The organism is Catellatospora chokoriensis (assembly GCF_011297315.1).
Taxonomy (GTDB): domain Bacteria; phylum Actinomycetota; class Actinomycetes; order Mycobacteriales; family Micromonosporaceae; genus Catellatospora; species Catellatospora citrea.
Genome location: NZ_JAAOTI010000004.1, coordinates 222,092 through 237,589, shown reverse-complemented (window position 1 = coordinate 237,589; position 15,498 = coordinate 222,092). Strand labels below are relative to the sequence as shown.

General features: G+C 71.6%; 10 protein-coding genes. 1 reads left to right on the top strand and 9 read right to left on the bottom strand.

The genetic code is table 11. The annotated features are described in order from the left end of the window. Positions 1-31 precede the first annotated feature (31 nt). From HAV39_RS08260 to HAV39_RS08235, 6 genes are all read right to left on the bottom strand, one after another. Entirely contained in the window at positions 32-1,204 is a 1,173-nt protein-coding gene (locus HAV39_RS08260; protein ID WP_191838566.1) for an acyl-CoA dehydrogenase family protein, read from the bottom strand. A gap of 11 nt (positions 1,205-1,215) precedes the next feature. Then, on the bottom strand, positions 1,216-2,736 hold the full coding sequence (locus HAV39_RS08255; RefSeq protein WP_191838565.1) for an acyl-CoA carboxylase subunit beta: 1,521 nt from the start codon (positions 2,734-2,736) through the stop codon (positions 1,216-1,218). Between the two features lie 319 nt (positions 2,737-3,055). Next, entirely contained in the window at positions 3,056-3,955 is a 900-nt protein-coding gene (locus HAV39_RS08250) for a chaplin (protein ID WP_191838564.1), read from the bottom strand. A gap of 374 nt (positions 3,956-4,329) precedes the next feature. Next, positions 4,330-5,205: a hypothetical protein gene (locus HAV39_RS08245; RefSeq protein WP_191838563.1), complete on the bottom strand. Its 876-nt coding sequence runs from the start codon at positions 5,203-5,205 to the stop codon at positions 4,330-4,332. Continuing rightward, positions 5,198-5,692 (bottom strand): SigE family RNA polymerase sigma factor, encoded by a 495-nt coding sequence (locus tag HAV39_RS08240; protein WP_191838562.1) that lies wholly within the window; start codon positions 5,690-5,692, stop codon positions 5,198-5,200. The genes HAV39_RS08245 and HAV39_RS08240 overlap by 8 nt, the downstream gene beginning before the upstream one ends. A 116-nt stretch (positions 5,693-5,808) precedes the next feature. Continuing rightward, positions 5,809-6,711: a hydroxymethylglutaryl-CoA lyase gene (locus tag HAV39_RS08235; RefSeq protein ID WP_191838743.1), complete on the bottom strand. Its 903-nt coding sequence runs from the start codon at positions 6,709-6,711 to the stop codon at positions 5,809-5,811. A 190-nt stretch (positions 6,712-6,901) separates the two neighbouring features. Between HAV39_RS08235 and HAV39_RS08230 the strand changes: the two genes are divergently transcribed. After that, entirely contained in the window at positions 6,902-10,135 is a 3,234-nt protein-coding gene (locus tag HAV39_RS08230) for a S8 family serine peptidase (protein ID WP_191838561.1), read from the top strand. A gap of 58 nt (positions 10,136-10,193) precedes the next feature. Here the strand turns inward: HAV39_RS08230 and HAV39_RS08225 are convergent, their stop codons facing one another. From HAV39_RS08225 to HAV39_RS08215, 3 genes are all read right to left on the bottom strand, one after another. After that, positions 10,194-11,531, bottom strand: coding sequence for an acetyl-CoA carboxylase biotin carboxylase subunit (locus HAV39_RS08225; RefSeq protein ID WP_191838560.1), 1,338 nt, complete (start codon positions 11,529-11,531; stop codon positions 10,194-10,196). A gap of 173 nt (positions 11,532-11,704) precedes the next feature. Beyond that, positions 11,705-12,307, bottom strand: a complete 603-nt coding sequence (locus HAV39_RS08220; protein ID WP_425321542.1) for a TetR/AcrR family transcriptional regulator — start codon at positions 12,305-12,307, stop codon at positions 11,705-11,707. Positions 12,308-12,351: 44 nt separating this feature from the next. After that, positions 12,352-15,225, bottom strand: a complete 2,874-nt coding sequence (locus HAV39_RS08215) for a hypothetical protein (protein WP_191838559.1) — start codon at positions 15,223-15,225, stop codon at positions 12,352-12,354. Between the last annotated feature and the right edge of the window lie 273 nt (positions 15,226-15,498).

The window sequence follows — 15,498 nt, the reverse complement described above, 5'->3', positions numbered from 1 at the left end:
ACTCCTTAAAAGTTGCGGCAGGGGGTCGGCGTCAGCGCAGGCCGAGGTCGCGGGCGATGACCATGCGCTGGATCTCGGAGGTGCCCTCGCCGATTTCGAGGATCTTGCTGTCGCGCCACATGCGGGCCACCGGGAACTCGTTCATGAAACCGTAGCCGCCGTGGATCTGCGTAGCGTCCCGGGCGTTGTCCACCGCGACCGTGCTGGCGTGCAGCTTGGCGATGGCCGCCTGGCGCTTGAAGTCCGCGCCCGCGACCAGCCGCGCAGCCGCGTCCCGCCAGGCCAGCCGCGCGGTGTGGGCGCGCGTCTCCATGTCGGCGATCATGAACTGGATGGCCTGGTACGACCCGATGGTGTGGCCGAACGCCTCACGCTGCGACGCGTACTTCAGCGACTCGTCGACGCAGCCCTGGGCCAGGCCCGTGGACAGCGCGGCGATGGCGATCCGGCCCTCGTCGAGGATCTGCAGGAACTGCGCGAAGCCGCGGCCCCGCTCGCCGAGCAGGTTCTCCACCGGCACCCGGCAGTCGACGAAGGTCAGCTCGTGGGTGTCCGAGCTGCACCAGCCCACCTTGGAATAGCCGGGCGCGACCGTGAAGCCGGGCGTGCCCGACGGCACGATGATCGAGGAGATCTCGTTCTCACCGGTCCGCGCGGTGACGGTGACCAGGCTGGTCATCGAGGTGCCGGAGTTGGTGATGAACGCCTTGCTGCCGTTGATGATCCACTCGGTGCCGTCCTCGGACAGCCGCGCCGTGGTGCGCGTGCCGCCCGCGTCGGAGCCCGCGCCCGGTTCGGTGAGGCCGAACCCGGCCAGCGCCTCACCGCGCACCAGCGCCGGCAGCCAGCGCCGCTTCTGCTCATCGCTCCCGAAGCGGTAAATGGGCATCGCGCCCAGCGAGATCGCCGCCTCCAGCGTGATGGCCAGCGACGAGTCGACCCGGGCCAGCTCCTCCAGCACGATGCACAGGGCGAGGTAGTCGCCGTCCATGCCGCCAACGTCAATCATGGTGCCCGTTCCGGGCACGACGCTGGGGAACGGCAGCCCGAACAGCCCCATCTCGCCCATCTGGCGGACCAGGTCGTACGGGAACTCGTGCCGCTCGTACAGGTCGCCGATCACCGGCGCCACCTTGTCCTGGGCGAAACGGCGTACGGTGTCGCGCAGCTCGCGGTGCTCCTCGGACAGCCCGAAGTCGGTCATCACGGCCTCTCTTAAACCGGAGTCACGCCGTGTCGGCGGCGTGAGAAGTGACGGTCCTTGCCGTGTGCGGCGCGGTACCGCTGGATGAGCTCGTCGCGGAGCCGATCGGGCTCCACGATCGTGTCGATGACCAGCTCGCTGGCGAGCCGGACCAGGTCGATGTCGGTCTCGTACTCGGCGCGCTTGGCGGCGATGAACGCCTCCCGCTCGGCCTCGTCCTCGATCGCAGCGATCTTGTTGGCGTAGACGGCGTTCACCGCGGCCTCGGCGCCCATGACCGCGATCTTCGCGGTGGGCAGCGCGATGGTGGCCTCGGGCATGAAGCCGGGTCCGGCCATGGCGTAGAGGCCGGCGCCGTACGCCTTGCGCACCACGACGCAGATCTTCGGCACGGTGGCCTCGCTGATCGCGGTGACCATCTTCGCGCCGTGGCGGATGATGCCCTGCCGCTCGACCGCGCTGCCGACCATGAAGCCGGGCACGTCGCACAGGAACAGCAGCGGCACGTTGAACGCGTCGCACAGCTGCACGAACCGGCTGGCCTTGTCGGCCGAGTCGACGAACAGAACGCCACCCTTGTGCAACGAGTTGTTGGCCACGACGCCTACGACCTGGCCGTCGAGCCGGCCGAAGCCGACCGTCAGCTCCTTGGCCCAGCGTGCCTGGATCTCGAAGAACTCGCCGCCGTCGAGCAGGCCCTTGACCAGCTTGCGCATGTCGAACGCCCGGCGCTCGCTCTCCGGCACGATCGCGGCCAGGTCCGTCTCCGGCGCGGGCATCGGCTCCAGCGCGGGCGGCTGCTCGGTCCAGTTCGAGGGCAGGAAGGACAGGTAGCGGCGGACCACGCCGAGCGCCTCGTCCTCGTCCTTGCACAGGAAGTGGCCGACGCCGGACTGCTCGGTGTGCACCTTCGCGCCGCCCATCGCCTCCAGCGTGGTCTTCTCGCCGGTGACCATCTCGACCATGCGGTCCGAGCCCAGGTACATCGAGGCGTTGCCGTCGACCATGGCGACGACGTCGCAGAAGGCGGGGATGTAGGCGCCGCCCGCGGCGCTCGGCCCGAACAGGGCGCACACCTGCGGGATGCTGCCCGAGGACTTCACCTGCTGGTAGAAGATGTTGCCCGCACCCCGGCGGCCGGGGAACAGGTCGACCTGGTCGGTGATCCGCGCACCGGCCGAGTCGACCAGGTAGACCATGGGCACGCCCTGGCCGTACGCCCGCTCGATGATCCTGATGATCTTCTCGACGGTGCGCGCGCCCCAGCTGCCGGCCTTGACCGTGGAGTCGTTGGCCATCAGGCAGACCGGGCGGCCGTCGATGGTGGCCTGGCCAGTGATCACCCCGTCGGCGGGCAGCCCGTGCGCCAGCGCGTTGGCGAACATCCCGTCCTCGACGAACGAGCCCTTGTCCACCAGCCGCGCGATCCGCTCCCGCGCGAACAGCTTGCCCTTGGCCTCGTTGGCGTGGTGGTACTTCGGCGCCCCACCGGCCCCGATGCGCTCTCTCAGCTCATCCAGCCCCTCGTGCATACCCGCGCCACTCCTCCCACAGCCCCGACCTGAACGATAGTTAAGTTACCACCAGGTGAGACGCCCCGCCTCCCCCGACCGGACGCACCGCCCATGATCGCCCGACTTGCCTGGCAATCGTGCGTATCTTGAGGCCGCTTTCGCACAGGTGCCTGGCAAGTCGGGCGATCATGGCGGGCGGCGCGGCGGTGCAGCGGCGTGGCCGCTGAGCGGCGGGGCGCGGGGCGAGTGGCGCGCTTTCGTCGCTCGGCGGCGGGGCGCTGGACGCGGGAAAGGGCCGGCGCGCGTCCGCGCCGGCCCTTTCGGTGGGGAAGATCGTTCAGCAGAAGTTCGCGGTGGAGCCGCCGACGCTGGAGGCGTTGGCGTTGCCCAGCAGCGCGCCCACGGCCACGCCGGAGACGTCGATCGGCGCCTGGACCGGCACGAACACCTGGTTGCCGCTCAGGATCCCCGAGTTGCCGAAGGTGTTCCAGTTCAGGTCGCAGGTGCTCGGCGCGGCGTGCTGCCACTTCTTGCGCTGGTTCAGCCGCTGCTGCATCTGCTGCTGCTTGGCGCCGATGCCGACGCTGGCGCTGGTGTTGCCGACCGCGCTGGTCAGGCCACTGGTCAGCCCGTTGATCGGCAGCAGGCCGGTGATGACGTCGAGCGGGGAGCTCTCGGCCACGGTGCTCTCGATCGGAGCCGCCGTGGACACGAGGTCCTTCTTCTTGTTCTTGTGCTTGTGCCAGTTCGGCTCGCCGTAGGGCTGCGGGTTCGGGTCGTCGTCGACGTCCTCGCCGGGCTCGCCGGGCTCGCCGGGCAGGTTGGCCTCGGCGCCGCCCACGCACCACGCGTTGGCGTTGCCGAGCACCCCGACGCCGACGCCGCAGGCGTCGATCGGGACCTGGATCGGGGCCAGCACCTGGTTGCCGCTCAGGATGCCCGAGTTGCCGAAGGTGCTCCAGTCGGTGGCGAGGGCGTCCTCGCCGTAGTTGGCCTCGCTGCCGCCGGTGCAGCTGGCGTTGGCGTTGCCCAGGATGCCGATGGCGATCCCGCAGATGTTGATCGGGGCCTGCACCGGCAGCTTGATCTGGTTGCCGCTGCCGATACCGCTGTTGAAGGAGGTGTTCCAGTTGTCAGCCGCGTGCGCGCCCGTACCGCCGACGAGCAGCACGCCGGCGGACAGGACGCCGACCTTCACGGACGTCTTGGTCCACGTGCCCAGCGAAGTCGCAGTCATGTGAATCGCAGTGCCTTTCGATCTGGAATTGCCACGGGGAGATGCAGTGTCTTGCCATGTCACGGCCACTTTGCGGAGCGTCCTGTGTGCACGGTGAGCGCGCCGGAGCACGATCACTCCGGCTGTCGACGTGCGCCCGTAGTCACCTGATTCGGCTCGTACAAATAGGGCATTTATGACATCGCAAGGGTCAACGAGGCTGCCATTCCTCGGACACGGATCACCGAACCGATCACCCCTGGCGGCAAATGCCATTCCTTGCACGAATTACGGCTTATGTCCGAATTGCTCTAGATTCAGATGCCATTAACAGTCAAATAGCTGACAGGGAGTGACCCATGGTCACTCCCTGTCCATGTTGCCCCGCCGTCTTTTCAGCAGGCCGTGGTCGCCGCGCAGATCCTCGCCACCGCCGCCTCGGCAAGATTCCCGGCGGTGGCCATGCTGACGGCACTCGGCGTCCCGGGGTAGAAGATGGAGATCTCGGTGTACATCCGGTCCACCCGGACGAGCACCAGCAGCACGTTCGGGCTCTGCAGCACCATCAGGGACTCCGCGCCGGCGAAGCCCCTCCGGACGACGTCGAACGTCACGTGCGTCTCCCGGTGGTCGACCTTCGCGCAGTGCTCGAACCCGGCACGTTCGTGGGCCATCCGGGCGCGGGCCAGCTCCGCCGACCCGTAGCCGTCGACCTGCTGGACCAGCTGCATGCGGAGCTTGTCCGACGCCAGCACCTGCTGCCGGAATGCTCCCAGTGGGCGCGTGCCGGTCGGCGCGGACGGCTCGCCGTCCCACTGCCCCTTCTCCTGGCACAGTCCGGTCACGTACCGGTAGTTCTCACCCATGTATTCGCCGTCGACGACGCGATACGAAGGGCCGGCGTCGGACGCCCGAAGCATGGCTCCGGCCGGGATCACCAGGTCGGCCGAGGTGCTTCCCGGCACCGACGGCCCGGCCGACGGCGAGGTCAGGGCCGGTCGAGCCGAGGGTGACGTGTTGATCCGTGGCACCGCGGAGACCGCGGGGGTCGCCGTCGTGGCGGGTGGCGCGGGATCGCCGGGCCGGGCGCCGAGCGCAAACGCGGTACCCGCGACCAGAACGGTGGCCACCACGGCCGCAGTGGTCATGCCCGCCGCGCGGACGCGGCGGCGGCGCTCCCCCCGGCCGCGGATCTCTTCGGGTGAGGCCCAGGTCATCGCCGGCATGTCCGCTCCGAACCCGTCGAGCTGCTGGGAGATGTCGTCACGCATAGCTGTTCCCCGTCGTCTCGGTGCGGAGCAGAAGGGCGAGGGCCTGCCGCCCTCGGGCGAGGCGCGCCTTGACGGTGCCCTCGGCGACGCCCGTCTCGGCCGCGATCTCGGCGACGGAGCGGCCCGCGATGTGGTGCAGCACGATGGCGGTGCGCTGCGCCTCGGGGATGCCGCGCAGTGCGGTCACCAGCGCGACGGTGTTCTCGTCCGGGGGCTGCGCGCTCGTCTCGACGCCGTGCCGGCGGTGCGCGGTGAACCTGTTGCGGGCCCGCCGCCAGCGGCTCACCGCGATCCGGAACGCCACGGTGCGCACCCAGGCCTCGGGATCGTCGTACGAGCCGACCCTGCCCCAGTTCTGCCACGCCCGCGCGTACGCCTCCTGCAGCACGTCCTGCGCGTCCTGCAGGTCGCCGGTGACGGCGTACGCACAGCGCAGCAGTCGTTGCCTGCTGCCCAGATAGAAATCGTCGAACACGGGTGGTGACATCCGTGGCTCCCCGCTGGTGGCTGTCATGTCACCACAAGTCACGCTCGCACCCGGTGCCCGGTTGCGAGCGTTGCTCGTCTCGTTCTGACGTTCCCGCGGGGCGGTGTCCGCCCAGGTCAGCTCACGGTGCGGCTGCGCGGGCCCGCCCGCAGCACGCCGGAGGGCAGCTCCCGGCCCACGATCTGCTCGGCCAGCCGGGCCGCCTCGATCAGCTTCTCCAGGTCGATCCCGGTGTCGATGCCCATGTCGTGCAGCATGTGCACGACCTCCTCGGTGGCCACGTTGCCCGACGCGCCCGGCGCGTAGGGGCACCCGCCCAGGCCACCGACGCTGGCGTCGTACTCGGTGATGCCGAACTCGAGCGCGGTGAGGATGTTGGCCAGGCCGGTGCCGCGGGTGTTGTGGAAGTGCAGCAGCATCGGCACGTCGGGGTGCCGTTCGCGCACGACCGACAGCAGCTCGCGGACCCTGCGCGGGGTGCCCATGCCGGTGGTGTCGCCGAAGGCGACCCGGTCCGCGCCGTCGGCCACGACCCGGTCCACGATCGCGGCCACCCGCTTGGGGTCCACGTCCCCCTCGTACGGGCAGCCGAAGCTCGTCGCGATGATCACCTCGGCGGTGGACCCGCCCTCGTGCAACGCCGGGATGAGCTGGGCGATCTCGTCCAGCGACTCCTCGGTGGCGCGGTTGATGTTGCGGCGGTTGTGCGTGTCGGAGGCCGACACCACCACCTCGACCTCGGTGAACCCGCCGGCCAGGGCGCGCTGGGCGCCGCGCAGGTTGGGCACGAGGGCGCTGTAGCGCACCTGCGGGTTCCGGGCGACGGTGCGCCACACCTCGTCGGCGTCGGCCATCTGCGGGATGGCCTTGGGATGCACGTACGAGACGGCCTCGACGCGCCCCACGCCGGTGGCGCTCAACGCGTCGACCAGCCTGACCTTGTCGGCGGTGGGCACGGGGTCCTCGTTCTGCAGCCCGTCACGCGGGCCCACCTCACGAATCGACACCCGGTCCGGCAGCACAGCACCCATGCCGCCACCTTAACCCTCGTTAACCTCACCTGCCCACCCCTCCCCTGACCTCGCTGTTCGCCGACCCTTCACATGGATTTGAGGTATTCATTCATGTCTCTGCACAACGCGTCGACCGTTCGGGGCGTCTCTACAAACGACAGTCCAAGGCGGATTGGTCGAACGGACGGGGAGGAACATGCGATCCAGCAGAGGAACGAGGGCATTGCTGGCCGGGGGGATCGCCGCCGCGCTGCTGACGGCCGCGCCCGGCACCGCGGGCGCGGAACAGGCCGCCGCACCACTGGCCGCCCGACCCGCGCTCGGTAACACGAAGACGCAGACCGTGTCGCTGATCACCGGCGACCGGGTGTCGGTGCACGGCGACAACCGGATCAGCCTGACCCCGCGGCACGGCGTGACGTACCGCAGTTACCGGGTCAAGGACCACCAGTACGTCATTCCCTCCGACGCGGTGCCGCTGCTCGCGGCGAACCGCCTCGACAAGCGGCTCTTCGACGTCACCGAGCTGCTCAAGGTCAAGGCCGCGCGCCAGGCGACGCTGCCGCTCATCGTCTCCGGCGCGAGCTCCGCGCCCGGCCTGACCGCCGAGCGCAGGCTCCCGGCCGTGAAGGGCTTCGCGGCCGAGGTGCCCGAGGGGGCCCTGGCCACGCAGTGGCAGGCGACCCGCAAGGCGAGCACCGGCAAGATCTGGCTCGACGCCGTACGCAAGCCGGCGCTCGACCAGAGCGTCCCGCTGATCGGCGCGCCCGCGGCCTGGTCCGCCGGGTTCGACGGCACCGGCGTGACCGTCGCGGTGCTCGACACCGGCATCGACATCACGCACCCCGACCTGGCCGGCAAGATCAGCGGCCGGCAGAACTTCACCGAGGGTGAGGAGGACGACCTCGACCGGGTCGGCCACGGCACGCACGTCGCCTCGACCATCGCGGGCAGCGGGGCCGGCTCCGGCGGCAAGTACAAGGGTGTCGCGCCCGGTGCGTCGCTGCTCGACGGCAAGGTCTGCGTCGAGGGCGGTTGCGCCGAGTCCTGGATCCTGGCCGGCATGCAGTGGGCCGCGGAGTCCGGGGCCGACGTGGCGAACATGAGCCTCGGCGGCGGCAACACCCCCGAGATCGACCCGCTCGAGCAGGCCGTCAACGACCTGACCGCGCAGTACGGCACCCTGTTCGTCATCGCGGCGGGCAACTCCGGCGCGGACGATACCGTCGGCTCCCCGGCGACCGCCGAGGCGGCGCTGGCCGTGGGGGCGTTCACCAAGACCGACGAGCTCGCCGAGTTCTCCAGCCGGGGCCCCAGCGCCGACGGCTGGGCGGTCAAGCCGGAGATCGCCGCGCCGGGCCAGGAGATCGTGGCCGCACGGAGCAAGGACGGCTTCCTCGGCGAACCCGGCCAGCTGTACATGCCGCTGGACGGCACGTCCATGGCCACTCCGCACGTCGCGGGCGCGGCCGCGCTGCTGACCCAGGTGCACCCCCAGTGGACCGCGGCGCAGCGCAAGTCCGCGCTGATGGCCTCCGCCAAGCCGTCCGCCGGGGTCGGCGTGTTCGCGCAGGGCGCGGGCCGGGTCGACGTCGCGCGGGCGATCACCCAGCAGGTGACCACCAGCCCCGCGTCGGTCACGTTCGGCCTGCAGGAGTGGCCGCACGACGACGACGAGGTGCGCACCAGCACGGTCACCTACCACAACGGGGGCAGCGCGGCGGTGACCCTGCAGCTCGCGCTGACCGGGGCTCCGGCCGGCGTGTTCTCGCTCAATGCCGCCACCGTCACGGTGCCGGCGGGCGGCGACGCGTCGGTGACCATCATCGCCGACACCCGCCAGGGCGGGGACCTCACCGGCGGTATCGGCGGGCAGCTCACCGCCACCGCGGCCGGGGTCTCCGTGCAGACGCCGTTCGGCGTGGTCCGGGAGGAGCTCAAGCACTCGGTGCACGTCACCGCCACCGAGCGCGACGGCGACCCGGCGGAGAACGCGTTCACCGTGCTGTTCGACCCCGTCCGGTTCAGGGACTACATCGTGTTCGGGGCCGGCGCCGACCTGCGCCTGCCGCCGGGCGAGTTCTTCGCGTTCAGCTGGGTCGACGAGGAGAACGACGGCGTGTACTCGACCACGCAGGTGGTCTACCCGGTGTTCAAGGTCGACGGTGCGGAGTCGCTGTCGATGGACGCGCGCGGCGCGGGCGCCTTCGACGTCACCGTGCCCGACCCGAAGGCCGACGTGGTGCTCGCCGCGTACGACGTCAACATGGAGTTCGAGAACGCCGGCCTCAGCATCAGTGCGCTGGGCGACGCGTTCGCCAACATCTTCGCCAAGCAGCTCGGCCCGAAGAAGGTGACCGGGCTCAGCTCGGCGCTCTCCGGAACGCTCGCCGAGATGGACGAGGAGGGCAACCCGGCGCTCGCGCCGCACGTCTACAACCTCGGCTGGCACAAGGCCGACGGCATGCTGCCGGGGCTGGTCAAGCACCTTCGCTGGAGCGACCTCGCCACGGTGAAGGCGACGCACGCGGTGGTCGACAAGGGCACCAACGGCGTGCGGCTCAGCTTCCTCGCGCCGCCCGGCGGCGGTGGCGGCTGGGCCACCGGCTGGCCGGTCCCGCTGCCGTTCACCCGCACCGACTACTACGCGAGCAACGTGCCGTGGCAGGTCGAGCTCATGGCGGAGAAGCCGGCCGAGGGCGAGGACTGGCCGGAGACGGTCTCCGACAACAGCGCCGGTGCGGACTACCGGGCCGGCAAGACCTACCAGGAGCAGTGGAACAAGGGCGCGTTCGGGCCCAGCGTGGCCCCGTTCTTCCCGGGCGAGAAGCCGGCGCTGCGCGACGGCGACGTCATGTACGTCGGACCGGCGCTGCTCGGCGACGGCCAGGGCCGGGCGGGCTTCGGCCAGATCACCAGCGGCCGGGGTGCGCTCTACCGCAACGGTGACCTGGTCGCCGAAGCCACGGACGGGCCGTACGTCTACGCCGAGGAGGTGGACCCGGCCAGCGCCTCGTTCCGCTTCGACGGCAGCCTGGAACGGAACTCCCGCCTCGCCACGAAGATGTCGGTGAGCTGGACGTTCCGTTCGGGCAGCGGGGACAAGCCGGCGTCGCTGCCGCTGACCGCGGTCAGTTTCGCGCCGAGCCTCGACGTCCAGAACGTCGGCAAGGCCGGCGGCCTGGGCGTCTACCCGGCCACCTTCACCCAGACCGAGGGCTCCGGCCGCGTGGTCAAGCTGTCGGTGAAGGCGTCGTACGACGACGGCAAGACCTGGGTCAAGGTGCCGGTGCTGCACCTGGGCGGGCAGTGGCTGGTCATGGTGGTGCACCCGAAGGCGGGCGGCTTCGTGTCGCTGCAGGCGTCGGGCGCTGACGCGAAGGGCAACACCTTCGACCAGACCGTCATCCGGGCGTACGAGATCCGCTGATCACCTGCAACGGGGAAGGGCCCGGCGACCGTGGTCGCCGGGCCCTTCGGCTGCCCGGTCAGCGCATCCGCGAGACCAGGGCGGTGTCGTAGTCGCCCGAGACGAACTCGGCGTTGTCCAGCAGCTCGGCGAAGAACGGCAGGTTGTTCTTCGGCCCGATCAGCTCGAACTCCGCGACCGCCGCCTTGGCCCGATCGATCGCCTCGGCCCGGTCGGCGCCGTACACGATGACCTTGGCCATCAGCGAGTCGTAGCTCGGGGTGACGACGTTGCCCTCGGCGTAGCCGGAGTCCACCCGCACCCCCTCGCCGGCCGGCTCGACCCAGGTCTTGATCGCCCCAGGGCCGGGCAGGAAGCGCTTCGGGTCCTCGGCGTTGATCCGCAGCTCGATGGCGTGGCCCCGGGAGACCAGCGCGGCCGGGTCGAACTGCACCGGCAGTCCGGCCGCGACGCGCAGCTGCGCCTCGACCAGGTCGATGCCGAACACCGCCTCGGTCACCGGGTGCTCGACCTGCAGCCGGGTGTTCATCTCCAGGAAGTAGAACTCGCCGGTGGCCGGGTCGAACAGGCACTCGACGGTGCCGGCGTTGCGGTAGCCGACCGCCGCGCCCGCGCGGACCGCGGCAGCCAGCAGCTTCTCCCGCTGCCCGGGGGTGAGGGCCGGGGACGGCGACTCCTCGACCAGCTTCTGGTTGCGCCGCTGCACCGAGCACTCGCGCTCGCCCAGGGCCAGCACGGTGCCGTCGGCGAGGCCGAGGATCTGCACCTCGACGTGGCGCACCCGGGGGAAGTACCGCTCGATCAGCACCGAGCCGTCGCCGAACATGCGCTCGGCGAAGCCGCGGACGGTCTCGTACTGCTCGGTCAGCTTCGCGGCGTCAACGGCGACGGCCATGCCCATGCCGCCGCCGCCGGCCGCGGCCTTGACCATGACCGGGTAGCCGATCTCCTCAGCGGCGGCCAGCGCGGCATCGACCGTGGCGGCCGGGTCGGCGGTGCCGGGGGCGACCGGAACTCCGGCGGCGGCCATCAGGTTGCGGGCGTTGATCTTGTCGCCCATCGCGGTGATGGCGTCGGCGCCGGGGCCGACCCAGATCAGGCCGCTCGCGGTGACGGTGCGCGCGAAGTCGGCGTTCTCGGAGAGGAAGCCGTAGCCGGGGTGGATCGCCTGCGCGCCGGTCTGCTTCGCGGCGGCCAGGATCGCTTCGGTGTTGCGGTACGACTCGGCCGGGTTGGCCGGGCCGACGCACACCGCCTCGTCCGCCTCGCGCACGAACGGCAGCTCGGCATCGGCCTCGGAGTACACCGCGATGGTGCGGATGCCCAGCTCTCTGGCGGTGCGGATGATGCGCCGGGCGATCTCTCCCCGGTTCGCGACCAGCAATGACTCGATCATGCGTGCGTCCCCTCCTGGGCCCAGACAACCACACCCAGCCTAAACGCACGTTCAGTTCTGCTCGTCGGGCGGGCCGCGGCACGAGGGGTGACCAGCAGTTTCAGGGAAACTGCTGGCTTGGGCCGCGCCGAAGGCGCAGTTTCCCTGAAACTGCGAAACGCAGCCGGCGGGTGTCAGCCCAGGAGGGCGGCGAGGGCGGCGGCGCGCAGGAGGGTGGCGCGGCGTTGGCGTTCGACTTCACCGCCGAGGAAGGGGGTGGAATTCATCAGGCCGAAGGCAGCGTGGGCCAGCACCCTGGCCTCGCCGCCGGTGACGTCGGCACGCACGGCGGTCAGCACCTGCACCCACTCCTCGACATACTGGCGCTGCAGCCGGCGGATCTCCCGGCGCGGCTCCTCGGGCAGGCGGTCCAGTTCGTGCAGGTGCAGCGCGATCACGGCCGGGTTGGCCAGGGCGAACTCGACGTGGAAGTCGACCAGGGCCTCGACCGCGGCCCGCGGGTCGGCGGGGTGCGCGGAGACCTGGCCGCGGCCGCCCGCCAGCAGGCCCTCGCTCACCGGCATCAGCGCCGCGACGAGCATCGCCTCCTTGCCGGCGAAGTGGTGGTAGAGGGCGGGCCCGGTGACGCCGGCGGCGGTGCCGATGTCGTCCATGGACACGCCGTGGTAGCCGCGCGCGGCGAACAACCCGACGGCGATCTCGAGGATCTCTTCACGTCGCGACCTGCGCGCCGGCTTGGTCGGGGGGGTGTCTACCTGCTGCTCCACTGCCGTCACCCGAGACATGCTACTCGCCGGTCAAGCCGCAGCTTAACGTCCGTTTAGTCCAGTTCGAACCCATATTCCCCGGCCAGGCGGCGGGCTTCCTCCTCCTGGTCACACTGCATCAGCGTGTGCGCGAGCGCGTACGCCGCCCGCGGCAGCGTCGCGGAATCCCGCGGCAGGCCGTTGAGCACCTCGCGCAGGATCGGCTCCGCCGCCTCGGCCCGGCCCAGCGTCAGCAGGACCTCGCCCATGGTCAGGTCCGCGAGGAACGCCTCCCCGAACGCCTCCAGCCCGCGGAAGCGCTCCGCCGCCCCGCGCACCCGGGTCAGCGCCGTCTCCGGATCACCCACGCCGACCATGGCCCGCGCCCCGTCCAGGGCGAGCCAGGCCAGCTCGTACTGCGCCTCCGGTTCCTTGGCCAGCCCCGGCGGCAGCTCGGCGGCGGCGGCGTCGGCCAGCTCCACGGCCTGCCGGGCCCGCTCCGGGTCGTCGGCGTACATCGCGGCCACGGCCTGGCGGCGGCGGGCGCGCATCTCGTCCAGCGGCAGCCGCGCCACCCGGTACGCCGCGGCGGCCGAACCCAGCCGGGTCGCCGCCAGCGCATCGCGGTCGAGGTCGAACAGCAGCTCACCGGCCTGCTCCAGGACCCGGGCCCGTCCTGCGGCGTTGTCGAACCCGTCCAGGTTCGCCGCCAGCTCGTCGAGGTAGGCCAGCGACTGGTCGGTCTCCCCCAACCGCTGGTGGATCGCGGCCAGCAGGTGACGCACCTGGTCGGCGAGGTTCTGGTTGCCGGCCCGGTCCGCGCCGTACACGGCCTCCTCGGCGACCTCTGCGGCCTCCTCCACCCGGCCCGTGTTGAACAGCGCCACGGCCAGGTGGAACCGGGCGTGCTCGGCGTCGTCGTCGTGCTCCTGCCCGGCCGCCGGCTCGCCGCCGAGCCGGGCGACCATGGCGGCCAGGTCGTCGACCGCCTCCCGCGCCCGCGGCGTCCCGGCCAGCAGCACCGCCCGCCGCTCCCGGACCTCGCGCTCCAGCGGCTCGGGCAGCACCCGTGCCAGCGCCCGGTCGAACGCGGCCGCCGCGCCCGCGTTGTCGTCGAGCATGCTCAGACCCTGGCCGAGGAAGAACTCACCCAGCCCGATCATCTCGTCCTGGCCCTCGGCCACGGCTCGCGCGATCAGCTCCCGCGCCGCGTCGGCGGACTCCTGGACCCGGCCGTCCGCACCGAGCGCCTGCGCCCGCAGCAGCATGACCTGCAGCCGCACCCGGGCACCCGGATCGGGCTCGCCGACCGCGTCGACGCGGTCCAGCTCCCGCAGCGCCTCGCCCGGCTGCTGGGCGTGCAGCAGCGCGACCGCGAGCCGCCGCAGCGCCCCGGCCTGGTCCTTCGGCCCACCGTGGGCCAGCAGGTAGTCCGACGAGGCGCGGACCTGCGCCAGCCCCTCCTCCGGTTGGCCGTGCCGGCTGCGATGCAGCCCCAGCCGGCCCCGGATCCGCTGCCCGCGCACCTCGTCCCCGGCCTGCGTGTAGCGCTCCAGCGCCTCGGTCCAGGCCTGCTCGGTCTGCTCGGCCGTCTCCCCGTGCAGCCGCATGCCGCGCAGGTCGGCCAGCCGGCCCAGCTGCAGCGAGGTCAGCCCGCTCGCGACCGTGAACGGCTCGATGAGCTGCCACAGCGCCTCCGAGCGGGGCTCGTCGTCGCGCCGCAGCGCCTCCTCGATCAGATCGAGGAGCAGGTCGAGGCCGGCGTCCGGGGGCACGTCCGGCAGGTCGGCCACGACCGGGACCGACGCCGGCGGCGACCCCGCGGGCGTACGCCCCAGCGCCGCGCCCACCCGCGCGGTCAGGCTCAGCGGCAGCCGCTCCACCAGCGGCTCGGCTGCCAGCGTCGCGGCCACCCGCTCGCTCTGCGCGGCGGTGCCGTTCCGGTCGTCGAAGCGCTTCGCCAGCGCGACGGCGCGTGCCGCGAGCTGCTCGGCCAGTTCCGCGACATCGTGCTCGGCGCCGCGCACCGGCTTCGCCCCGTGTCCGGCGGCGGCCAGCATCCTCAGCACCAGCGACGACGCGGCGGCGAACGCCATCTCGACCAGCGGCGAGGACGCCTCGGGCAGCCACGGCAGGTGCCGTTCGACCAGTTCCAGGCCCCTGCCGGCGTTGCCGCTCACCGCGAGGAAGTACACGTGGTCGGCGATCGTGCCGAGCTGGCTCCGATCGGCCCGGACCGCGCGGTAGGCCTGGTGATGCGCCCTGCGCGCCTCGTCGAACCGGCCCGTGCGCAGGTACGGCAGCAGCAGCGCGGTGAGGATCTCCTGCGGCTGCTCGACGCAGGTCAGCTCCCCGGCGAGCACCGGGCCGACGAGCTCGATGGCCTCCTCGTCGCGGCCGCGGTCGGTCAGGTGCCGCACCTGGTCGGTCGGGTCGCAGCCGACGCAGTCCGAGTTGCCGTCGCGCGGCGCGGCCTGCCACTGCGCGTAGTGCAGGTCGGCCGCGGCGCAGTCACCGAGGTGGGAGGCCACCAGCCAGCGGTGCTTGTGCACGGCCTGCAGGCTGTGCCCGCCCTCGGCGTAGCGGCGCTGCATGTCGTCGAGCACCGCATAGGTCCGGGTCAGCGGCACGTCAGGGAACCGGGTCAGTGAGTTGACCATGTACTTGTAGTGCCAGAGCAGCAGGTACTCCTGGTCGCCGTGGCGTTCGGGATAGGAGTCGAAGCGGGCCAGGCACCAGGTGAACGTCGCGAACCCCTTGGCCGGCAGGCCGCCGCGCTGATACGCCTCAGTCGCCGCCATCCGGGCGTGGAACCGCAGCTGCTCGTCGCCCAGCGCGTCCGCCTGCGCGATCGCCTCCTCGGCCAGCGCCACCTGACCCGCGCCATGGGGCGCGTCCCAGCACTGTTCGATCAGCGCGCGGATCCGGTCGGGGTTGGGGGTGGTCATGGAGCGCGGTTCTCCTCGTCGGTGCTCACGACCGGCTCCGTGGGTCCGGCTCCGGTAAAGACGCGGTAGGCAGCGCCAAAGGGTCGCGCTGACGGGCGACCAGTTGTGGACACGACCGCACGGCTCGCGCGGCGAGGCGGCGCGGGATCGACAGGTCGACGGCGCCCCGTGGCTCGACCTGAAACGAGTGGTCCACGACGGACACCGTACCCCGGACCTGCCCGTGCGCGCGCGGCGTGACGAACGAGCGGGCCCCCTGCGCCGCACCCGCCA

Excerpts from the sequence above, each read along its gene's own strand:
- HAV39_RS08260 (WP_191838566.1), bottom strand. The coding sequence starts at position 1,204 with ATGACCGACTTCGGGCTGTCCGAGGAGCACCGCGAGCTGCGCGACACC.
- HAV39_RS08255 (WP_191838565.1), bottom strand. The coding sequence starts at position 2,736 with ATGCACGAGGGGCTGGATGAGCTGAGAGAGCGCATCGGGGCCGGTGGG.
- HAV39_RS08250 (WP_191838564.1), bottom strand. The coding sequence starts at position 3,955 with ATGACTGCGACTTCGCTGGGCACGTGGACCAAGACGTCCGTGAAGGTC.
- HAV39_RS08245 (WP_191838563.1), bottom strand. The coding sequence starts at position 5,205 with ATGCGTGACGACATCTCCCAGCAGCTCGACGGGTTCGGAGCGGACATG.
- HAV39_RS08240 (WP_191838562.1), bottom strand. The coding sequence starts at position 5,692 with ATGTCACCACCCGTGTTCGACGATTTCTATCTGGGCAGCAGGCAACGA.
- HAV39_RS08230 (WP_191838561.1), top strand. The coding sequence starts at position 6,902 with ATGCGATCCAGCAGAGGAACGAGGGCATTGCTGGCCGGGGGGATCGCC.
- HAV39_RS08225 (WP_191838560.1), bottom strand. The coding sequence starts at position 11,531 with ATGATCGAGTCATTGCTGGTCGCGAACCGGGGAGAGATCGCCCGGCGC.
- HAV39_RS08215 (WP_191838559.1), bottom strand. The coding sequence starts at position 15,225 with ATGACCACCCCCAACCCCGACCGGATCCGCGCGCTGATCGAACAGTGC.